The sequence below is a fragment of the Terrabacter sp. Soil810 genome (assembly GCF_001429645.1).
Taxonomy (GTDB): domain Bacteria; phylum Actinomycetota; class Actinomycetes; order Actinomycetales; family Dermatophilaceae; genus Terrabacter.
The window spans coordinates 444,782-464,922 of the sequence record NZ_LMSW01000011.1 but is presented as its reverse complement, the minus strand read 5'-3'; the positions used below and the strand labels follow the sequence as shown (position 1 = coordinate 464,922).

The window sequence follows — 20,141 nt, the reverse complement described above, 5'->3', positions numbered from 1 at the left end:
GGCTCAGCCCTCCTGCGGGGCGGGCTCGGCGGCATACAGCTCGGCGAGCGTGGGGTCGGTCTTCGAGAGGCGCTCGGCGAGCTCGACGATGACGAGGCACTGCTTGAGGCTGGCGTCGTCCTCCATCTTGCCGTCGAGCATGACCGCGCCCGTGCCATCGCCCATGGCGGCGACGACGCGGCGGGCGTGCGCGACGTCCTCGGCCGAGGGGCTGAAGACGCGCTTGGCGATCTCGATCTGCACGGGGTGCAGCGACCAGGTGCCGACACAGCCGAGCAGGAACGCGTTGCGGAACTGGTCCTCGCACGCGACGACGTCCTGGATGTCGCCGAAGGGGCCGTAGTACGGGTAGATCCCGTGCATCGCGCACGCGTCGACCATGCGGGCGATCGTGTAGTGCCAGAGGTCCTGCTGCGCCGTCGCGCGCGCCCCGGTGATGTCGCCGTCGACGGGATCGGTGCGCACGAGGTAGCCGGGGTGCCCGCCACCCACGCGGGTCGTCTTCATCCGGCGGTCGGCGGCGAGGTCGGCGGGCCCGAGCGACAGACCCTGCATGCGCGGCGAGGCGCCGCAGATCTCCTCGACGTTGACCATGCCCCGCGCCGTCTCGAGGATCGCGTGGACGAGGATCGGGCGTGTCAGCCCGGCCTTGGCCTCGAGCTGGGCGAGGAGCCGGTCGACGTAGTGGATGTCCTCGGCGCCCTGGACCTTGGGCACCATGACGACGTCGAGCTTGTCGCCGATCTCGCTGACGAGGGTCGTGAGGTCGTCGAGCGCCCATGGGCTGTCGAGGGCGTTGATGCGGGTCCAGAGCTGGGTGTTCTCGCCGAAGTCGGTGGCCTTGGCGATCTCGACGAGTCCCGCGCGGGCCGCCTCCTTGCGGTCGGCCTTGACGGCGTCCTCGAGGTTGCCGAGAAGGACGTCGACGGTGCCGACGAGGCCCGGCACCTTGGCGGCCATCTTCGGGTTGCTCGGGTCGAAGAAGTGGATGACCCGTGACGGGCGGGCTGGCACCTGCGTCAGGGGCGTCGGCGCCCCCACCGCGAGCGGCCGGAAGAAGTCCTTGGCGCTGCGCATGGGCGCCAACGTAGCAACGGCCGGGCGGCCCGCGTTATGACGACAGTCACGCGTGCCACCGATGAGGGCGGGATCACTAGGGTGGCCGTGTGACCGAGCGCGCGACCGAGCAGGTGTCCGAGCAGCCCGTGCCCGCGACCGGGCAGGGCGGCCCGCAGGCGGCGGGTGCCGCGGCCCTGCTCGGCGAGGCGATGGCCAAGTCCGGGCTGCTCTGGATCGAGGTCGCCGACGACCGCACGTGGCCGGCGTGGCACGTCTGGGACGACGGCGCCGCCCTCGTCGTGAGCGGCCCCGGGGAGCAGCCACTCCCTTGGCTCCCCAAGGAGGTCCGGGTCATCCTGCGCAGCAAGGACACCGGGGGCCGGCTGCTCACGGTGCGCGCACACGTCCACGTGCTCGAGCCCGGCACACCGGAGTGGCAGCGAGCGGCCGAGCTGCTCCGCGCGTCGAGGCTCAACTCGGTCGACGACTCGCTGACCCGCTGGGCGGCCGAGTGCACCGTCACCGCCCTGGTGCCCTTCGACACGCCGCTCGAGTCACCCGGCGCGTATGCCGCCCACGACCACCGCGAGCCGCCCGCCCGCACCGCCGCGACGACGACGTCCTGGCGCCCGTGGCACTGGGGTGGGCGTGGTGAGGAGAAGGCCGAGCGCAAGCGCGCCCGCGACGAGGCGAAGGCCGGTCGACGCGCCGCGAAGGAGCGGGCGAAACTGCGCAAGAAGCGCCAGCGACGTGGCACCCGTCGCCGTGGACGTTGACCCCATAGCCTTGGCCCATGAGTGCGAGCACCCGCGTCTTCGTCGCGCGCCTGACCGGACTGAGCGTCTTCGACCCGCTCGGTGACCAGGTCGGGCGCGTCCGCGACGTCGTGGTGATGTTCTCCGTCAACCGGCCCGAGCCCCGCGTCATCGGCCTCGTCGTCGAGGTGCCGGGGCGGCGCCGCGTCTTCGTGCCGATGACGCGCGTGACCTCGATCGATGCCGGCGCCGTCATCACGACGGGCCTGGTCAACATGCGCCGCTTCGAGCAGCGCACCAACGAGGTCCTCGTCGCCGCCGAGCTCTTCGACCGCGCCGTGCGCGTCACGACGGCCGAGGCCGTCGAGGCCGGCTTCGCCGACTCCCTCGTCGAGGACCTCGCCATCGAGCAGGGCCCCCGCCGCGACTGGATCGGCACGCGCGTCTTCGTCCGCCAGGCACCAGCCGGGGTCTCGTCGGCGTCCAAGGCGATGTCGCGGCTGACCCGTCGCCGGTCGGGCAAGACGATGCTCGTCGACATCCGCGACGTCGTCGGCCTGCACGAGCAGGCGGGCGCCCAGAGTGCCGAGCGCCTCCTCGAGACCTACGACGACCTCAAGGTCGCCGACCTCGCCGAGGTCATCCACGACCTCAACCCCAAGCGCCGCGCCGAGGTCGCCGCCGCTCTCGACGACGAGCGCCTCGCAGACCTCCTCGAGGAGCTGCCCGAGGACGACCAGGTCGAGATCCTGGCCGGCCTGGCCAACGAGCGCGCGGCCGACGTCCTCGAGGCGATGGAGCCCGACGACGCCGCCGACCTGCTCGCCGACCTGCCGCCCGAGCAGGCCGAGGAGCTGCTCCAGCTCATGGAGCCCGACGAGGCCGCTCCCCTGCGACGCCTGCTCGCCTACGACGAGAAGACCGCAGGCGGCATGATGACGACCGAGCCCGTCATCCTCGGTCCCGAGGCGACGATCGCCGAGGCCCTCGCGACGGTGCGCCGCGAGGAGCTCGCCCCGGCACTGGCCTCGATGGTCTACGTCTGCCGCCCGCCGCTCGAGGCCCCGACCGGGCGCTACCTCGGCCTCGTCCACATCCAGCGCCTGCTGCGCGAGCCGCCGCACGCCGCCGTCGGGTCGATCATCGACAAGGAGATCGAGCCGGTCGTGGCCACCGCGTCGCTCGAGACCGTGACGCGCACGCTCGCGACCTACAACCTCGTCTCGCTGCCCGTCGTCGACGACGACGGCCGGCTCATCGGCGCGGTCACGGTCGACGACGTGCTCGACCACATCCTCCCGGAGGACTGGCGCGAGGAACGCCATGAGCTGGGGGTGACGCCGTGAGCGAGCGTGCCGAGCGTCGCACCGGCCCCCGGGCGGTCCGCGGCGACAAGCTCGACCAGCCCCAGGAGAAGCGCGCTCGGGTGCTGCCGCGCATCTCGTTCTCCCAAGAGGACTTCGGCGTCCTGTCCGAGAAGTTCGCGCGCCTGATGGGCACGGCCGGCTTCCTCATCGGCATGACGGTCTTCGTCGCGGCGTGGATCCTCTGGAACGTCCTCGCCCCGCCGTCGCTCGTGTTCGACGAGTTCCCGTTCATCTTCCTGACCCTCATGCTGAGCCTCCAGGCGTCGTATGCCGCCCCGCTCATCCTGCTCGCGCAGAACCGTCAGGCCGACCGTGACCGCGTCGCCCTCGAGCAGGACCGGGCCCGCGACGAGCGCAACCTCGCCGACACCGAGTTCCTCACCCGTGAGGTGGCCTCCCTGCGCCTGGCCCTGCGCGAGCAGGCAACGCGTGACTTCGTGCGGTCCGAGCTGCGCCAGCTCCTCGAGGAGCTCGAGGAGCGCGCGATCGTCCGCAGGGCCGACGACGACCCGAGGGACGGCCGGCACTGAGGGTGAGCGAGCGCACCCCGGCCGTGGTCGGGGGCCCCCGCACGGCGGCATACGATGGAACACATGTCTGTCGCCGCACTGCCCAGCCGTGACGCCATGCTCACGGCGCTGTCGAAGGTCAACGACCCCGAGATCCGCAAGCCGATCACCGAGCTCGGCATGGTCAAGTCGGTCGAGATCGACGACGCCGGCAAGGTCGACCTCGCGATCTTCCTCACGGTGTCCGGCTGCCCGATGAAGGAGACGCTGACCAAGGACTCGAGCAACGCCCTGCTCGCCCTCGACGGCGTCACCTCGGTCGAGGTCGTGCTCGACGTCATGAGCGACGAGCAGCGCGCCGAGCTGCGCTCCCAGCTGCGCGGCGGCGCCCCGGAGAAGGAGATCCCCTTCGCCAGGCCCAACAGCCTGACGCGGGTGTATGCCGTCGCGTCCGGCAAGGGCGGCGTCGGCAAGTCGTCGGTGACCGTCAACCTCGCTGCCGCGATGGCCGAGCAGGGCCTGCGGGTGGGCGTCGTCGACGCCGACGTCTACGGCTTCTCGGTGCCGCGCATGCTCGGCGTCGAGCAGCGCCCGACGCAGGTCGACGACATGATCCTGCCGCCCATCAGCCACGACGTGAAGGTCATCTCGATCGGCATGTTCGTGCCCGGCAACCAGCCCGTCGTGTGGCGCGGCCCGATGCTGCACCGCGCGCTCCAGCAGTTCCTCGGCGACGTCTTCTGGGGCGACCTCGACGTGCTCCTGCTCGACCTGCCGCCCGGCACCGGCGACATCGCGATCTCCGTCGCTCAGCTCATCCCCACGGCCGAGATCCTCGTCGTCACGACCCCGCAGCAGGCCGCCGCGGAGGTGGCCGAGCGGGCCGGGTCGATCGCCCTGCAGACGCACCAGCGCGTCGTCGGCGTCATCGAGAACATGAGCTGGCTGGAGCTGCCCGACGGCACGCGCCAGGAGATCTTCGGCTCCGGCGGCGGACGGGCGGTCGCCGACTCGCTGACGAAGAGCATCGGCGCCCCGGTCGAGCTGCTCGGCCAGATCCCCCTCGACACCCGCCTGCGTGAGGGCGGCGACACCGGCACGCCGGTCGTGCTCGGCGAGCCTGACACCGCGGCTGCCGTGGCGCTGCGCGGTATCGCCCGCACCCTCGGGTCGCGGGCCCGGGGCCTCGCCGGCCGCTCGCTCGGCCTCACCCCAGCCGGCCGCTGACCCTCCGACCGGCCCACTGACCCGGTCCCCGTCGCATCGCCTCACCACCGAACGCCGCGTTCGGAGGTGAGAGCGTCGGCAGAACACTGAGTTCGCGACCGAACGCCGCGTTCGGCGAGGGGACGGCGGGGGGCCCTGGCCCGGGCTCGAGGGCGGCGGGTCAGGCGAGCGAGTCGACCCAGGCGCGGTTGTGGAAGCTCATCGGGAGGGCCTGGAGCCGCTCGTAGGGGTCGCGGCGCAGCTCCGTCTCGAGACCGAGCACGGCGTTGGACTGCACCCACCGTCGCACGAAGATGAGGACGGCCTCGAGCACGCCGAGCGCGAGGGCGAGCAGACCCAGCGGCAGCACCGGCGCGAGCTCGTGCTGCGTGATCGGCCCGTCGATGATCGCGCGCGTCACGAGGGGGATGGCGATGGAGACGCCGACGCCGGCGAGCGACGCGGCGAACATGACGGCGAGGGCCCACCGGTGCGGGCGGAGGTAGCCGCGCAGGCGCCAGAGCGACCGGACCGAGGCGGGCGGTTGGGAGCAGGATCAACAGGCATCACGCAGGACGATAACCCCGACGTCCGACAGAGATACCTCTGGGTCAGAGATTCAGGTGGCTTCGCTGTCCCACGGGGTCGGGACCGACGGGTCGTGGCCGCGCGGCGTGCTCACCGGCTTGTCGACGGCCGGTGACGGCTGCTCGTCCTCGTCAGGGGGCGAAGCGAGCGCGTCGCGCACGATCTTGCGGGGGTCGTACTGGCGCGGGTCGTAGGCCCGCCAGTCGACGTCGGAGAACTCCGGCCCCATCTCGTCCTTGAGCTGCTGCTTGGCGCGGTCGGCCATGCCGCGCGCCTGGCGGACGAACTTGCCGAACTTCGCGGCGTACTCGGGCAGGCGCTCCGGACCCAGGATGAGGATCGCGAGCAGACCGAGCAGGAGCAGCTCCCACCCGTTGATGTCGAACACAGTCCCTCGCTTCCATGCGTACCGGCTGCGCCATCCTACGGTGGCGCGTCGAGCTCTAGCTGGCCGGATCCGCTTCCAGCGTCATCTGCAGCTCGAGCTCCTTGCCGCCACGCTCGACCTTGAGGGTCACGGTGTCGCCGACGGCCCGCGCGCGGATCGAGACGATGAGCTGGTCAGGGGTGCGGATGCGCTTGCCCTCGAAGCCGACGATGACGTCTCCGGCCTTGACGCCGGCCTTGGCCGCCGGGCCCCCCGAGGTCACGGAGTCGGCTGCGTCGTCGACCCTCGCGCCGTCCCCCGCGAAGGTGCGGTTGAGCTTGACGCCGATGACCGGGTGGGTGGCCTTGCCGGTCGCGATGAGCTGGTCGGCGGTGCGCCGGGCCTGGTCGCTCGGGATCGCGAAGCCGAGGCCGATGCTGCCGCCGGTGGAGCCGCTCGTGCCCGGCACCCGGGCGATGGCGCTGTTGACGCCGATGACCTTGCCCGTCATGTCGAGCAGCGGGCCGCCCGAGTTGCCGGGGTTGATCGCCGCGTCGGTCTGGATGGCGTTGATGAAGGAGGACTCGGCGCCCTCCCCCGGCGCCACCGGCCGGTTGAGCGCGCTGACGATGCCCGTGGTGACGGTCTGGTCGAGGCCGAGCGGCGCGCCGACGGCGATCACCTGGTCACCGACGACGACCTTGTCGGACGGGCCGAGGGTGAGCGGCTTGAGGTCGGTGCGGTTGATCTTGAGCACGGCGAGGTCGTAGCTCTCGTCGCGCCCGACGATCGTCGCCTTCTCGGTGTCGCCGTTGCTCAGCACGATCTCGATGTCGCCGTCGACGCCGGGCTCGACGACGTGGTTGTTCGTCAGGACGTGGCCCTTGGAGTCGATGACGAAGCCGGAACCCGTCGCCGAGCCCTCGCTGCCCGCGTCGACCTTGATCGTGACGACGCTCGGGAGCGCGAGGGCGGCGATGTTGGCGACCGACCCGGCCGGTCGCTGCGTGGCCCCGGGACCGGGGTCGGGCAGCGTCGATCCGGCGACGTTGACGCGGTCCTCGGCGAGCTGGCCGGCGACGCCGCCGATGACGCCCGAGAGCAGGCAGAGACCGACGACGGCCAGGACCACCTTGCCGCGCCCGCGGCGGCGACCCGGCGGAGCCGGGGCGTCGGTGAGCAGGACACCGGGCGGGGTCGAGCCGCCGACCGTGGCGAGGTCGCCCATGGCGGGCCCGTGGGGCACGGGGCCTACGTATGCCGACTCGCCGGCCGCCGCGGCAGCGCTCGGCTGCGCGTCGCTCGGGCCACCGGCCAGACCAGCGGCCGCAGTGGTGCCCGCCTCCGGCGCCGAGGGCGCCGAGGATGCCGGTGCGGCCGCGGGCGGCGCGTACGCCGACCGGTGCGCCTCCTCGGCGAGGGAGTCGGCGCGGTCGCTGCCCCACGAGGCGTCGGCGCGCACAGGCACGCCGGCGCCCTCGGTCGGGTGCTCACCGCCGAAGACGTCGAACCACGCGTCGTCGTCCGAGTCACCGGGACCAGCGCTCGCGGGCGCCGGCACGACGCGGGACGAGACCGGCGTCGCCGGCGGTGCCGACGGGATGGCGCGCGTGTCGTGCAGGTCGATGATGCCGGTCTGCTCCACCTCCGGCGACCGATGGGTGCCGTGGGCCCGGGTGCTCTCGGTGGGCTCTGGAGCTGCCGTCGGATCAGGGTCCGGCGTCGTCGACTCGTCGCTCATGGCCCTGATTGTGCCGAACGGACGTTGGTGACCCGAACCGGGGCCGGACCCGACGTCGTGCCGAGGGCGAGCGACGCGGTGCGGGTCGAGGTGCGGGTCGTGACGACCCAGTAGGGCACGTTGCCGGCACCGAGGTCACCGAAGCGCGGCGTCTGACCCGTGGCGGGAGAGACGCGGTTGCCGGGCAGCACGGCGCCCCCGAAGTTCACGGCACTGACGGGGCTCGAGCCGAAGCTCGCCACCGGGCCTCGCACCGAGGGGGTGCGCGAGCCGGGCACTGGCGAGATCGCCAGGCCCCATGCGGCGGCGACCGACGCGCCGGCCGCGATCGAGGCCACGACCGCGGCGCGCATCGGCGAGCGGTGCAGGGCGGGAGCGGTCGGGCGCACGGTGGGCACGGGGTCGTAGGACGGCGTCGACGGCATACGGAAGCCGACGGGCGGCAGCGGGATGCGCGGACCGTTCGAGCGGCTCGGGGCGCTGGGCGCGGGCTGGGGCTCACCCGTCGGCGCGACACCCAGACCCATGAGGGAGGAGCGCAGGCTCAGCGGGACGCCGGTGTCGGAGCGCAGCGACGCGACGATGCGGCGCTCCTGGTCGGCCGCGGCGCGGCAGACGGTGCAGCACACGAGGTGCTTGTCGTAGAGGTGCAGCATCGCCGGGGGCAGGGCCCGGTCGACGTACGCGCGGACGTATCCCTTGAGGTGCGGCGTCACGACATCACCTCCGGACCCATCAGCGCGAGCTCGCCGCGACTCGGCGGCCGGGAAGGCGCAGGCCGGCGCGTGCGGCGCGGGACTCCGGCTTGGCGGGACGGGCGGCGGCGGCGACCTCGGGAGCGCGGTGCGCGAGGGCCTCGCGCAGCTGGGCGCGGCCACGGTGGATGCGCGAGCGGACCGTGCCGAGCTTCACGCCGAGCGTCGCGCTGATCTCCTCGTAGCTGAGGCCCTCGATGTCGCACAGGACGACGGCCGCGCGGAACTCCGGCGCGAGGGCGTCGAGGGCACGCTGCACGTCGTCGTCGAACCGGGCGTCGTGGTAGGTCTGCTCCGGGCCCTTCTCGAGGCTCGGCAGGCGACCTGCGGCGTCATCGGGAAGGGCGTCGAAGCGGATGCGCTGCTTGCGACGCATCTTGTCGAGGAAGACGTTCGTCGTGATGCGGTGCAGCCAGCCCTCGAAGGTCCCGGGCTGGTAGGAGTGCAGCGACCGGAAGACGCGGACGAAGACGTCGTGCGTCAGGTCCTCGGCGTCGTGCGGGTTGCCCGTGAGGCGGTAGGCCAGGCGGTAGACGCGCGCAGAGTGCTGCTCGACGATCTCCTCCCACGTGGGAGGAGTCCACGTCGAGTCGGCCTGCTCCACCGAGGTGGGAGAGGTGGACGTCACGCTCGTGCTCACAGGGGGCCTGGGCCTTTCACGGAGAGGGGTCAACGACAAGAACGCCGTCAGATCTCGTTTCGTTCCCGTCGATCGTCTCGGATTGCCCTGTCCGACCGCCAGCGGGAACCTGTGGTTCTGCTGTGGGCGGCGTCGCGACCCGGACGCGGCGGCACTCATCGGGACTGGGAGCTGCCGTCGTCGGGCACCGCCTCGTGATGGGGCCGACCGTGCGTGCGCCTCTCCTCCTTCATCTCCGCCTCGAAGAGGTGGCGCCGGCCACCGACGAGGTCGTCGCGCGCCGCCGCCTCGAGGCGCTTGAAGGTGGCGTAGTAGCCGTCGTCGTACTCCTCGACGATCTGGAACGTCCACCGGCCCTGCACGACGTTGCGCCCGACGAGCTCGGTCCGGAGCCGGTCGGCGACCTCGGCGTGCCCGGCCTCACGCAGGAGGTCGACCGCCTCCCCGAGCGCCAGGTCGGCCGTCCCGGTGAGGCGGTGGAAGCCGTACAGGTGGCCCCTGGCGTCCTCGACGACCTCGAGCGCCTCCGAGAGCTTGCCGAGCGCCTCGACCGTGGCGTCGTCGACACCCTCCGGACGCCGGTGCTCCGCGGTCGGCTTGTCCTGTTCATCCATGACCTGATCCTTACCCTGTTCGAGGCGGCGGCGTGCCGAATCAGCCCCTCACGTCACAGTAGGGTGACGAACATGAGCACCCAGAAGGTCGCCGCGTGGTCGCACGCCGAGGAGTTCGTCACCCCGAGCGAGCAGGTCGAGGAAGCCGCCCACCGCGGTGAGGAGCTCGGCGCACCGGCCGTCGGCAACGGGGTCGGCGCCGTGCTCCAGATGCTCGCGGCCGCGACCGGGGCCAAGGCCGTCATGGAGATCGGCACCGGGGCGGGAGCCTCGGGCCTCTGGCTGCTCGGCGGCATGCCGGCCGACGGCATCCTCACGACGATCGACCTCGAGACCGAGCACCAGCGGGCAGCGCGCGACGCCTTCGCGGCGGCCGGCTTCGCCCACCAGCGCACCCGGGTCATCGCCGGACGCGCCCTCGAGGTGCTCCCCCGGATGACCGACGCCGCCTACGACCTCGTCGTCGTCGACGCCGACAAGGAGGAGTACCCCGAGTACCTCGCACAGGCCACGCGCCTGCTGCGCCAGGGCGGCACCCTCGTCATGACCTGGACCGACAAGGAGTCCGACCCGGCCAACCGTGACGCCGAGACCCGCACCCTGCGCGAGGTCGGCCGCACCATCCGGGACCACGAACAGTTCATCGTGTCGCTGCTGCCCGTGGGCGAGGGCCTGCTCGTGGCCGTCAAGCGCTGAGGTCACGTATGCCGTCCGGCCGGCCGGACGGCATACGTGCGCTCACGCCCCGGTGGGCATGCGAAACGGCCCCCGACCGTGAGGTCAGGGGCCGTCGAACCTGGATCAGGCGGAAGGGTCAGTTGACGCCGTCACAACCCTGGATCGCGTCACGCAGAGCCGCAGCCTCGTCGGGGGTCATCTCGACGACGAGACGCCCGCCGCCCTCAAGGGGCATCCGCAGCACGATGCCGCGGCCCTCCTTGACGACCTCGAGCGGGCCATCGCCGGTCCTCGGCTTCATTGCTGCCATGGTTCCCCTTCCCTAGGAATCCTCGGTCTTTGGCCCCATTATTCCGTGTCTCGTTTGCGAGACCTAATTGGGGATGTGACAGAGGGCACGTCGGCCCGGTGCGGGGCCTGCCGCGCTTCCGCCGCGGGACGGATTGGGACAGAGTGGCGCCCATGACGCAGACGCCCGACACCCCCTCCCCCGCACCCCTGATCGTCGAGGTCACCGACGGGATCGCATGGCTCCGGCTCAACCGTCCCGACGCCATGAACAGCCTCGACAACGCGCTCAAGGACGCGCTCGTGGCGGCCCTGCGCAAGGTCGGCGACGACCCCGCCGTGCGGTGCGTCGTGCTCACCGGGACCGGCCGGGCCTTCTGCGTCGGGCAGGACCTCAAGGAGCACGTACGCAGCCTCGGCGACCCCACCTCGACGCTGGCCACCACCGTCACCGACCACTACAACCCCATCGTCATCGCGCTCTCGACGATGAACAAGCCGGTCGTGGCGGCGCTCAACGGCGTGGCCGCCGGCGCGGGGATGAGCTTCGCGCTGGCGTGCGACTTCCGGGTCGCGTCGGACCAGGCCGGTCTCAACACCTCGTTCGCGGGCATCGCGCTCTCGTGCGACTCGGGCGCCTCGTGGACCTTGCCCCGGCTCGTCGGGCCGGCCCGGGCCAAGGAGCTGCTGCTCATGCCCCGCACCGTGTCGGCGACGGAGGCCGTGTCGCTGGGTCTCGTGACCAAGGTCGTTCCGGCCGAGGAGCTCGAGGCAGCCGTGACGGCGCTGGCTCGGACCCTCGCCGACGGCCCGACGCTGGCCTACGGCTCGATCCGGCGCGCCGTGGCCTACTCCGCGGGCGCCGACCTGCCCGCTGCGCTGGCCCACGAGGCCGAACTGATGGCGCTCACGGGTGGCAGCAGTGACCACCGCGCCGCCGTCGACGCCTTCCTCGCCAAGGAGAAGCCCACCTACACCGGCGCCTGACCTCGGCCGCCACCCCGAGGGCTGGCCCCTCGTGCCCGGGTCGATGATGTGCTGGATGGCGCTGCAGCCGGTGTGGTGATCACCCCACCGGCTGCCGGATGATCGGGCGAACCATCTCGCGTGTCTGGTTCAGCCCGCGGCCCCGAGGGGCACGGTGCTGCGGACCCGAGCGGTGACGGGCGCTCGCACACCGCTGCGCGCAGCCGCCTCGTGAGCCCGCTCGATGCGGCGCAACTGCGACTCGGGGTCGCGCGCGAGTGCAGTCGGCGTGACGCCGACGACCACGACGCGCATCGTCGACAGGTCGGATCCCTGCTCCACGGTGGCCTCCCAGTCGGGGCCGTCGGCGTGGAACCGGCGTGACTGCACCATGACGGCCAGGCCGACGTCGTCGAACCAGAGGTCGGGCGAGGTCAGGGTCTCGCCGCTCGGGCCGGTGAGGAGCGGGTTGGCCATCGGCGCGGGCAGGAAGAGCGAGGTCCGGACCAGCGCGAGCAGGGCGCTCTCGGGCACCGACCACGCGCCGTCGGCAGCCTCGGCGAGAATCCGCCGCAGCCGCACCGAGCCCCGACGACCCCTGGCGTCGACCCAGTGCTCCAGGTCGTCGAGGCGGACGAGGCGGCGTTGGACCGCCTCGATGACGAGGCCACGTGCCGCGCGCTCATCCGGGGTCTCGTGCGCTGCGTCGACGACAGCGCGCGCGAGGCAGCCGAGGCGGAGCGGGCCGCGCTCGACAACGCGTTCGCCGAGCAGGGTCGTGCTCCGGACGTCGATCCATGCGATCCGCCGGGACCGGCGTGGTGCGGGCACGAGAACCCGGATCGGCATCGCCATCGGGGCGGCCACGATCCCGTGCAGCGAGGCAGCGGTGGATCCTGCGAGCCACGCTCCCTCGCCGCCGACGAGCTGCGCAGCGACGAGCCGTTGCCGCTCCGAGGGCAGGCCGGTCTGCAGCGCGCAGACGCCGGGCAGCAGGAGCCTCCAGTCCCGGCCGACCCGCCAGCGCAGGGTCTCGCGCGAGACACCGGCTTCGAGGAGCTGACGCCGGGTCACGACTCCGAACTGCACCGCGGCGAGGGCTGTTGCGGCGTCGGTGAGGGTCTTTCCGTCACCCTGCCCGCCGAGGCAGGTGATGGGCAGGCCTCGGACGAGCTTGTGGACGACGGGGCACGCCTGGTCGCGGGTGTGGACCAGTGCGTGATCCACACCATGGTCTGGTTGGTGGTGGGGTGATCACCCCACTGATCGGCAGATCATCTGCCGGTCGAAGCATCGAGGTGGGTCTGACCGGTGTCGGGTCACGGGGGGTAGTCGCTCGGGGGGATGAACCGCCACAGGATGTCGGTCCAGTAGTACTGGCCGACGACGAACAGCACGACGAGCGGGACGAACCGCCACAGCAGCCGCCTCCACGTGTTGCCGCGCCGGTCGGCCCACCCGGCCCCGAGCACGACGACGAGGAGCGGGAAGAGCGGGATGAGGTAGCGGAAGATGCTCGTGAAGGGGTCGAGCACCGCCGCGAGGTAGACCGGGTAGGCCAACGTCCAGGTGCGCAGGTCGGGGCCGAGGTTGCGCGCCCACGGTCCGGCTACCATCGCGACGACGAGTAGAGGCATGACGACGAGCATCACCGGGCCCCACGTGTCGCCGAACGCGTACTCCGACATGCCGACCCACGGCGTGAACGGCTCGACGGTGCCCGAGCCGCGCCACGAGGCCATCGTGTCGGTGTAGGCGGTGGGCACGCCGGTGCGCCACCACGCGATCGCGGGCCACAGCAGCCCGGCGACACCGCAGCCGACGAGCGAGGCGAGCATGGCGGCATACGTCCCCGGGGTGATCGGGCGCTCGCGCCGCGCCCGCCAGCGCAGCACGACCACGACGAGCGTCACCAGCCCCAGCGGCACGGCGATCGGTCTCGAGAGGCCGACGAGCACGGCGACGGCCGTCGCGACGAGCCAGCGCTCCTTGGCCAGCGCGTAGAGGTAGCCGACGAGCAGCAGCATGGCGAGGGACTCGGTGTAGGCCAGCTGCAGCGTGACCGACGCGGGGAAGCTCGCCCACAGCGCGACGACGAGGTATGCCGCCGGGGCGCCGATGCGGTCGCGCAGCAGCAGGCCCATGAGCACCGCTGCTCCGGCACCGCACAGCAGCGCGATGGTGGAGCCCACCACCGGGAAGTCGAGTCCGGTCAGGGCCATGCCGGCGCGGGCCATGAGCGGGAAGAGCGGGTAGAACGCCCAGGGGTTCTGCTGGACGGCGCCGCCGACGCCGACGGGCAGCTCGGAGGGATAGCCGTGCTGCGCGACCGTCTGGTACCACTGGCCGTCCCAGAGAGCGGTGAACGGGAAGTACGAGACGGGCACGTCGTCGCCCCCGGTCATGCCGGACGGCACCTGGTGCTGCATGACGATCAGCAGGATCGTCGTCGTGACGACCCGGGCCATCGCGTAGACCGCGAGCACCCAGGCGACGAAGACGCCGCGCGGACGCAGCGGGAGCACCTCGGTCATGTGGTGCGTTCGCGGCCGACCGTCGGATCGGACTGCTCGCCGGACTCGACCGGCTCGGCGGACTCGGCGGACTCAGCGGACTCGACGTGCTCGGCCGGCTCGGCGGGCTCTGCGGGCACGGGCTCGGCAGAAACGGGCTCGGCCGAAACGGGCTCGGGAGGCACGACGGCAGCGGTGGGGCGGACGGCGGGGGCGTCCCCGCGCAGCACCGCGATCTCCTCGTCCTTCTCACGCAGCTCGCGCCGCAGCCGGTCGACGACCCCGTCGACCTGGCTCATCCGGTAGCCCCGGGCGCCCACGTCGAAGACGAGGTCGTCGAAGTCGCTGTCGCGGATCGGCTCGTCGGGCAACGGCTCGTGGCTGAGGCTCGTGGTGTTGCGCCCGAGGCCGCCGCCGGCGAGCCCGAGGATGAGCGCGACGACGAAGCACAGCACGACGATCCCGACGAAGAGGATGAACCACTTCACGCGCGCGGCCCCTCGTACGTCCGGATCGCCTTGACCGCCTCGTGCGGGTCGTCGGTGACGATGAGCCGGTCGAGGTCGGAGGGGCTGATCATGCCGTTGTCGAGGACGGTGTCGCGCAGCCAGTCGATGAGGCCCTGCCAGTAGGCGGCTCCCATGAGCACGATCGGGAACTCGGTGACCTTCTGCGTCTGCGCGAGGGTGACTGCCTCGAAGAGCTCGTCGAGGGTGCCGAACCCGCCCGGGAGCACGATGAAGCCGCGGGAGTACTTGAGGAACATGACCTTGCGGGCGAAGAAGTAGCGGAAGTTGATGCCGAGGTCGACGTACTCGTTGAGTCCCGTCTCGAAGGGCAGCTCGATGCCGAGCCCGACCGACGTCCCCTTGGCCTCGAAGGCGCCCTTGTTGGCCGCCTCCATGGCGCCCGGACCGCCGCCGGTGATGACGGCGTAGCCGGCCTCCGCCAGCAGGCGGCCGACCTCGACCCCGACGGCGTATGCCGGGTCGTCGGGTCGCGTGCGCGCCGAACCGAACACGGCCGCCGCCGGGCCGAGCTCGGACAGGGTGCCGAAGCCCTCGACGAACTCGGACTGGATGCGCATGACGCGCCACGGGTCGGCGTGCAGCCACTCGTTGGGCTGGGGTGCCTCGAGCAGGCGCTGGTCGGTCGTCGTCACGGGCACCTTGTGACGCCGCAGCGTCACCGGACCGGTCTGGCGCCGGTCCTCGTGCGGGCTCCCCGGGGTGACGGGTGCGGGCTGGTGGTCGGTCACAGCGCCACCCTATGCGGAGAGGTCAGCCGAGCCAGCGCAGCAGGGCGGCCTCGGCGTCGACGTACTGCTCGACCGGGCAGCGCTCGTCGTCCATGTGCGCGAGGTTGGGGTCGCCGGGCCCGAAGTTGACGGCCGGGATGCCGAGGGCCGAGAAGCGCGCGACGTCGGTCCAGCCCTCCTTCGGGTTGACGGCGACGCCCAGTGCGTCGATGAAGGCCTTGGCCGCGGGCAGCAGCAGGCCCGGGCGGGCGCCGTCGGCCGCGTCGCCCAACGTCACGTCGAAGCCGTCGAAGACCTGGCGCACGTGGGCGAAGGCCTCTTCGGTGTTCTTGTCGGGGGCGTAGCGGTAGTTGACGGTGACGGTGCACCGGTCGGGAATGACGTTGCCGGCGATGCCGCCCCTGATGCCGACGGCCTGGAGCGCCTCGTGGTAGTCGAGCCCGTCGACGGTGATGGTCTCGGCCTCGTAGGCCGTCAGGCGCGCGAGCACGGCGGCGGCGTCGTGGATGGCGTTGTGGCCCTTCCACGGCCGGGCCGAGTGCGCGGCGACGCCCTTCGTGACGACCTCGGCGCGGAGGGTGCCCTTGCAGCCGCCCTCGATGGCGCCGTCGGTCGGCTCGAGGAGGACGGCGAAGTCACCGGCGAGCAGCTCGGGCGAGGTGTCCGCGAGGCGGGCGAGGCCGTTGTACTTCCCGTCGATCTCCTCGCACTCGTAGAAGAGGAAGGTGAGGTCGCGGCTCGGCTCGGTCACGTGGGCCGCGATGCGCAGCATGACGCCGACGCCGCCCTTCATGTCGACCGTGCCGCGGCCCCAGAGCTCGCCGTCGACGCGGCGCGTCGGCAGGTTGGGCACCGCGGTGAGCGGCACGGTGTCGATGTGCCCGGCCAGCACGACGCGTTCGGGGCGCCCGAGCGAGGTGCGGGCGACGACGGTGTTGCCGTCGCGGACGACCTCGAGGTGCCCGAGGGGGCGCAGCGCCGCCTCGATCGCGTCCGCGAGCGCCGCCTCGTCCTGGCTGACCGACTCGATGTCGCAGATCGCGGCCGTGAGCGACGTGACGTCGGCGGAGAGGTCCAGGGCCGGGGCGCCGGAGGCGGCGGCGGTGGTCGGGTCGGCGGACGGCGAGGGCGACGGCATACGGAAAGGCTATCCGGAGGTCACCACGTCGTGACGGTGACGGGACCGCCCGACCCTGGACGTCCGCGGTGCGGGTCCGTGTTTCACGGCCACGCCCCCGCCCCATATCCTTGCGGCCATGTCGGAGCGCACTGCATGGGGACACGGACTGACGACGACCACGGACGACGGGCAGGTGCTCGACACGTGGTTCCCGCAGCCGCTGCTCGGTGAGCGCCCGGCCGACGCCGTCGTCCCCGAGGGTCTCGACGCCCTCGCCGGCGCGGACGAGGCGCGACGCGTGCGCACCGAGGTCCGGCTCGTCGAGATCGACCTCGACGCCCCGCCGGCCGACGCGCCCGACGCGTACCTGCGGCTGCACCTGCTGTCGCACTGCCTCGTCGAGCCCAACACGATCAACCTGGACGGCGTCTTCGGGGCCCTGCCCAACATCGTCTGGACGAGCGCCGGCGCCTGCGCCGTCGACGACTTCGAGCAGACCCGGATGCGCCTGCGGGCCCGGGGCCAGCACGTCGCCGTCTACGGCGTCGACAAGTTCCCGCGGATGACCGACTTCGTCGTGCCGCAGGGGGTGCGCATCGCCGACGCCGACAGGGTGCGCCTCGGGGCCCACCTCTCAGCGGGCACCACGGTCATGCACGAGGGCTTCTGCAACTTCAACGCCGGCACGCTGGGCACCTCGATGGTCGAGGGCCGCATCGTGCAGGGCGTCGTCGTCGGCGACGGGTCCGACATCGGGGCCGGTGCCTCGATCATGGGCACCCTGTCCGGGGGCGGGACGGAACGCGTCAGCATCGGCGAGCGTTGTCTCGTCGGAGCCAACGGCGGCATCGGCATCGCGCTCGGGGACGACTGCGTCGTCGAGGCCGGGCTCTACGTCACGGCGGGCACCAAGGTGACGCTGCCCGACGGCACCGTGGTCAAGGCCAAGGAGCTGTCGGGGTCGAGCAACATCCTGTTCATCCGCAACAGCGTGAGCGGTGCCGTGGAGGCCCGCGACCGCGCCGGCACGGGGATCACCCTCAACGCCGCACTGCACGCCAACGACTGACCCAGACCGGACGCCACCGGTTCAGACCAGAGCCGGACCACCCGAGGACCCCATGCCGAAGAACCGACCGGGCCCGACCCTTGCCGACTCCCGGGGCCGCCCCCGTGCGCGTCGCCGACGCCGCTGGGTGCCGATCCTGCTCGTGCTCGCCGTCGTCGGGACCGCAGGCTGGTTCGGCGCCCGCTTCCTCATCCAGAGCGTCGTCAACCCGCAGTGCACCATCAAGGCCTCGGGCATCACGGAGACCTTCGACCCCGACCAGACGGCCAATGCCGCCCTCATCTCGGCGCTGTCGATCAAGCGGGAGATGCCGCCGCGCGCGGCCACGATCGCGCTGACGACGGCGTTCCAGGAGTCGAAGATCCGCAACCTGCGCTACGGCGACCGTGACTCCCTCGGGCTCTTCCAGCAGCGCCCGAGCCAGGGCTGGGGCACGGAGGAGCAGATCCTCGACCCCGTGCATGCGACGAACGCCTTCTACGACGCGCTCGAGAAGTACAAGGGCTACGAGACGGCCGACATCACCAAGATCGCGCAGCGCGTCCAGAAGAGCGGCTTCCCGGAGGCCTACCGCGACCACGAGGGGCAGGGTCGCGTCCTCGCCTCGACGCTGACGGGCCACTCCCCCGCCGGGCTCACGTGCCGCCTCGACGCGGTGAAGACGAGCCTCACGCCGCAGCGCGTCGCGAGCGACCTGTCCGAGCAGATGGGGGTGACGTCGGTCCAGCCCGGCGACGGCGCCCTGACCGTCACGGCGCGCGACCGGACGACGGCGTGGGCCGTCGCCCAGTGGGCCGTCGCGCGGGCCGAGATCTACGGGGCGAGCAAGGTCAGCATCGGCGAGCGCACCTGGGACCGGGCAGCCGGCGACGAGGGCTGGTCCGCCGGCACGGACGGCACGACGGTCACGATCACCCTGGGCTGAGCCCGGACACGCGGTCGAGGTGCTGCAGCAGGTCGTGAGCCGCCAGCTCGACGTCCTTGTGCCGCCACTCGGACGCGCGGTAGACGCAGGCGATGAGCGCCGTGCGGTGGACGCGCCGCAGGTCGCCGTGGACGAACGCGTAGCGGGCCTTCGTCCCGTCGTTCGCGCCCTCGGTGAGCCCCAGGTGCCAGGCGGCATAGTCGTCCCACGAGTGGTTCTCGAGGTAGCGGTTCTGCGCCTCCGCGTCCGGCTGCACCTGCCCCCAGTCGCTGTCGAGGACGTACTGCCGCTTGTCGATGAGCTCGCGGCACCGGGCGACGGCCGCGTCGTTGACGAGGTACCTGGCCATCAGCCCATCATGCCGATGCCCCCGTCCCTTGGGGGGCGGGGGCATCGGGTGGATCACGTGGAGCCCGGGACGCGGGGGCTCAGGCGGGGTAGCTGCGCTCCGCCTCGCCGGTGTAGATCTGGCGCGGGCGGCCGATCTTCGTCTCGGGGTCGGTCATCATCTCGCGCCACTGGGCGATCCAGCCCGGCAGGCGGCCGATGGCGAAGAGCACCGTGAACATCTTCGACTCGAAGCCCATGGCCTTGTAGATGAGGCCGGTGTAGAAGTCGACGTTCGGGTAGAGCTTGCGCTCGACGAAGTAGTCGTCGGCCAGCGCGATCTCCTCGAGGCCCTTGGCGATCTCGAGCAGCGGGTCGTTCTGTCCGAGCTTCTCGAGGATGTCGTCGGCGGCCTTCTTGATGATCGCCGCGCGCGGGTCGTAGTTCTTGTAGACGCGGTGCCCGAAGCCCATGAGGCGGACACCGTCCTCCTTGTTCTTGACCTTCTCCATGAACTTCTTCGGGTCGTCGCCCGACTGGTGGAGCTTGCCGAGCATCTCGAGGACGGCCTGGTTGGCGCCGCCGTGGAGCGGGCCGGACAGGGCGTGGATGCCGGCCGAGACCGAGTTGAAGAGGTTCGCGTGGGCCGATCCGACGAGGCGCACCGTCGAGGTCGAGCAGTTCTGCTCGTGGTCGGCGTGCAGGATGAAGAGCAGGTCGAGGGCCTTGGCGACCGTCGGGTCGACCTCGTAGGGCTCGACGGGGTAGCCGAACGTCATCCGCAGGAAGTTCTCGACGAACGACAGCGAGTTGTCGGGGTACATGTACGGCTGGCCGACGCTCTTCTTGTGCGCCATGGCCGCGATGGTCGGCAGCTTGGCGAGGAGACGGACGGTCGAGATCTCGACCTGCTCCTGGTCGAAGGGGTCGAGGCTGTCCTGGTAGAACGTGCCGAGCGCCGAGACGGCCGAGCTGAGCACCGGCATCGGGTGCGCGTCACGCGGGAAGCCGTTGAAGAACGCGCGGAGGTCCTCGTGCAGCATCGTGTGCCGGCGGATGGAGTCCTCGAAGCGCGTCAGCTCCTCGGGGGTGGGCAGCTCGCCGTAGATGAGCAGGTAGGCGACCTCGACGAACGTGGACTTCTCGGCCAGCTCGGAGATGGGGTAGCCGCGGTAGCGCAGGATGCCCGCGTCGCCGTCGATGTAGGTGATGGCGCTCTTGCACGACGCCGTGTTGACGAAGCCGACGTCGTAGGTGACGAGGCCGGTCTCCTTCAGGAGCGAGCCCACGCCGAGCCCGTCGTTGCCTTCCACGGCCTTGACGCCCGGGAACGTGAGTTCCTTGTCTGCGACCCTGAGTGTCGCGTCCACTGCCTTCGTCACTGTTCCTCGCCTCC

General features: G+C 71.8%; 23 protein-coding genes. 8 read left to right on the top strand and 15 right to left on the bottom strand.

What is annotated here, in order from left to right:
* Positions 1–3 precede the first annotated feature (3 nt).
* Positions 4–1,077, bottom strand: a complete 1,074-nt coding sequence (locus ASG96_RS08095; RefSeq protein ID WP_057587687.1) for a CoA ester lyase — start codon at positions 1,075–1,077, stop codon at positions 4–6.
* Positions 1,078–1,166: 89 nt separating this feature from the next.
* Here ASG96_RS08095 and ASG96_RS23765 point away from each other — a divergent pair, with 89 nt between their 5' ends.
* The 4 genes from ASG96_RS23765 (at position 1,167) to ASG96_RS08075 (ending at position 4,917) form a co-directional block, all read left to right on the top strand.
* Positions 1,167–1,835, top strand: coding sequence for a hypothetical protein (locus ASG96_RS23765; RefSeq protein ID WP_200962665.1), 669 nt, complete (start codon positions 1,167–1,169; stop codon positions 1,833–1,835).
* 17 nt (positions 1,836–1,852) lie between these two features.
* Positions 1,853–3,160, top strand: a complete 1,308-nt coding sequence (locus tag ASG96_RS08085) for a magnesium transporter MgtE N-terminal domain-containing protein (RefSeq protein ID WP_057587686.1) — start codon at positions 1,853–1,855, stop codon at positions 3,158–3,160.
* On the top strand, positions 3,157–3,711 hold the full coding sequence (locus ASG96_RS08080; protein WP_056753072.1) for a DUF1003 domain-containing protein: 555 nt from the start codon (positions 3,157–3,159) through the stop codon (positions 3,709–3,711). The genes ASG96_RS08085 and ASG96_RS08080 overlap by 4 nt, the downstream gene beginning before the upstream one ends.
* Before the next feature lie 63 nt (positions 3,712–3,774).
* Positions 3,775–4,917 (top strand): Mrp/NBP35 family ATP-binding protein, encoded by a 1,143-nt coding sequence (locus tag ASG96_RS08075; protein ID WP_057587685.1) that lies wholly within the window; start codon positions 3,775–3,777, stop codon positions 4,915–4,917.
* 160 nt (positions 4,918–5,077) lie between these two features.
* Here ASG96_RS08075 and ASG96_RS08070 read toward each other — a convergent pair whose 3' ends face one another.
* The 6 genes from ASG96_RS08070 to ASG96_RS08045 all read right to left on the bottom strand — a co-directional run bounded on the left by ASG96_RS08070 (position 5,078) and on the right by ASG96_RS08045 (position 9,601).
* Positions 5,078–5,368, bottom strand: coding sequence for an ABC transporter transmembrane domain-containing protein (locus ASG96_RS08070; protein WP_056753067.1), 291 nt, complete (start codon positions 5,366–5,368; stop codon positions 5,078–5,080).
* Positions 5,369–5,515: 147 nt separating this feature from the next.
* Positions 5,516–5,872, bottom strand: coding sequence for a twin-arginine translocase TatA/TatE family subunit (locus ASG96_RS08065; RefSeq protein WP_056753064.1), 357 nt, complete (start codon positions 5,870–5,872; stop codon positions 5,516–5,518).
* A 55-nt stretch (positions 5,873–5,927) separates the two neighbouring features.
* The gene (locus ASG96_RS08060) at positions 5,928–7,592 is read right to left on the bottom strand and encodes a S1C family serine protease (protein WP_056753061.1); all 1,665 of its coding nucleotides are present in this window, start codon (positions 7,590–7,592) and stop codon (positions 5,928–5,930) included.
* On the bottom strand, positions 7,589–8,308 hold the full coding sequence (locus ASG96_RS08055; protein WP_056753058.1) for an anti-sigma factor: 720 nt from the start codon (positions 8,306–8,308) through the stop codon (positions 7,589–7,591). Before ASG96_RS08055 ends, ASG96_RS08060 begins: the two co-directional genes overlap by 4 nt.
* 19 nt (positions 8,309–8,327) lie before the next feature.
* Positions 8,328–8,975 carry an RNA polymerase sigma factor SigE gene (gene sigE, locus ASG96_RS08050; RefSeq protein WP_157610743.1) on the bottom strand — a complete coding sequence of 216 codons (648 nt, stop codon included), beginning with the start codon at positions 8,973–8,975 and terminating at the stop codon, positions 8,328–8,330.
* A gap of 167 nt (positions 8,976–9,142) precedes the next feature.
* Positions 9,143–9,601 (bottom strand): hypothetical protein, encoded by a 459-nt coding sequence (locus ASG96_RS08045; protein WP_056753052.1) that lies wholly within the window; start codon positions 9,599–9,601, stop codon positions 9,143–9,145.
* 72 nt (positions 9,602–9,673) lie between these two features.
* Here ASG96_RS08045 and ASG96_RS08040 point away from each other — a divergent pair, with 72 nt between their 5' ends.
* Positions 9,674–10,297 carry an O-methyltransferase gene (locus ASG96_RS08040; protein WP_057588360.1) on the top strand — a complete coding sequence of 208 codons (624 nt, stop codon included), beginning with the start codon at positions 9,674–9,676 and terminating at the stop codon, positions 10,295–10,297.
* A gap of 118 nt (positions 10,298–10,415) precedes the next feature.
* Here the strand turns inward: ASG96_RS08040 and ASG96_RS22615 are convergent, their stop codons facing one another.
* Complete coding sequence (locus tag ASG96_RS22615; protein ID WP_013493416.1) at positions 10,416–10,589, bottom strand: DUF3117 domain-containing protein; 174 nt, start codon at positions 10,587–10,589, stop codon at positions 10,416–10,418.
* A 152-nt stretch (positions 10,590–10,741) separates the two neighbouring features.
* Here ASG96_RS22615 and ASG96_RS08035 point away from each other — a divergent pair, with 152 nt between their 5' ends.
* A complete protein-coding gene (locus ASG96_RS08035; protein WP_057587684.1) occupies positions 10,742–11,554 on the top strand; it encodes an enoyl-CoA hydratase/isomerase family protein in 813 nt (270 codons plus the stop codon).
* 129 nt (positions 11,555–11,683) lie between these two features.
* Here the strand turns inward: ASG96_RS08035 and ASG96_RS08030 are convergent, their stop codons facing one another.
* The 5 genes from ASG96_RS08030 to dapE all read right to left on the bottom strand — a co-directional run bounded on the left by ASG96_RS08030 (position 11,684) and on the right by dapE (position 16,442).
* Positions 11,684–12,760 (bottom strand): hypothetical protein, encoded by a 1,077-nt coding sequence (locus ASG96_RS08030; RefSeq protein ID WP_057587683.1) that lies wholly within the window; start codon positions 12,758–12,760, stop codon positions 11,684–11,686.
* Between the two features lie 92 nt (positions 12,761–12,852).
* Entirely contained in the window at positions 12,853–14,067 is a 1,215-nt protein-coding gene (locus ASG96_RS08025) for a hypothetical protein (protein ID WP_057587682.1), read from the bottom strand.
* Complete coding sequence (locus tag ASG96_RS08020; RefSeq protein WP_057587681.1) at positions 14,064–14,534, bottom strand: hypothetical protein; 471 nt, start codon at positions 14,532–14,534, stop codon at positions 14,064–14,066. Before ASG96_RS08020 ends, ASG96_RS08025 begins: the two co-directional genes overlap by 4 nt.
* A complete protein-coding gene (locus ASG96_RS08015; protein ID WP_056753039.1) occupies positions 14,531–15,304 on the bottom strand; it encodes a TIGR00730 family Rossman fold protein in 774 nt (257 codons plus the stop codon). Before ASG96_RS08015 ends, ASG96_RS08020 begins: the two co-directional genes overlap by 4 nt.
* A 22-nt stretch (positions 15,305–15,326) precedes the next feature.
* Positions 15,327–16,442 carry a succinyl-diaminopimelate desuccinylase gene (gene dapE, locus ASG96_RS08010; RefSeq protein WP_057587680.1) on the bottom strand — a complete coding sequence of 372 codons (1,116 nt, stop codon included), beginning with the start codon at positions 16,440–16,442 and terminating at the stop codon, positions 15,327–15,329.
* Between the two features lie 118 nt (positions 16,443–16,560).
* Between dapE and dapD the strand changes: the two genes are divergently transcribed.
* Positions 16,561–17,493 carry a 2,3,4,5-tetrahydropyridine-2,6-dicarboxylate N-succinyltransferase gene (gene dapD, locus ASG96_RS08005; protein ID WP_057587679.1) on the top strand — a complete coding sequence of 311 codons (933 nt, stop codon included), beginning with the start codon at positions 16,561–16,563 and terminating at the stop codon, positions 17,491–17,493.
* Positions 17,494–17,545: 52 nt separating this feature from the next.
* Positions 17,546–18,418 (top strand): hypothetical protein, encoded by an 873-nt coding sequence (locus ASG96_RS08000; RefSeq protein WP_235509108.1) that lies wholly within the window; start codon positions 17,546–17,548, stop codon positions 18,416–18,418.
* On the opposite strand, the gene ASG96_RS07995 is transcribed toward ASG96_RS08000, so the two are convergent.
* Both ASG96_RS07995 and ASG96_RS07990 read right to left on the bottom strand, forming a co-directional pair.
* The gene (locus ASG96_RS07995; RefSeq protein WP_056753029.1) at positions 18,405–18,767 is read right to left on the bottom strand and encodes a hypothetical protein; all 363 of its coding nucleotides are present in this window, start codon (positions 18,765–18,767) and stop codon (positions 18,405–18,407) included. The genes ASG96_RS08000 and ASG96_RS07995 overlap by 14 nt on opposite strands.
* Positions 18,768–18,846: 79 nt before the next feature.
* Positions 18,847–20,127: a citrate synthase gene (locus tag ASG96_RS07990; protein WP_082588512.1), complete on the bottom strand. Its 1,281-nt coding sequence runs from the start codon at positions 20,125–20,127 to the stop codon at positions 18,847–18,849.
* Between the last annotated feature and the right edge of the window lie 14 nt (positions 20,128–20,141).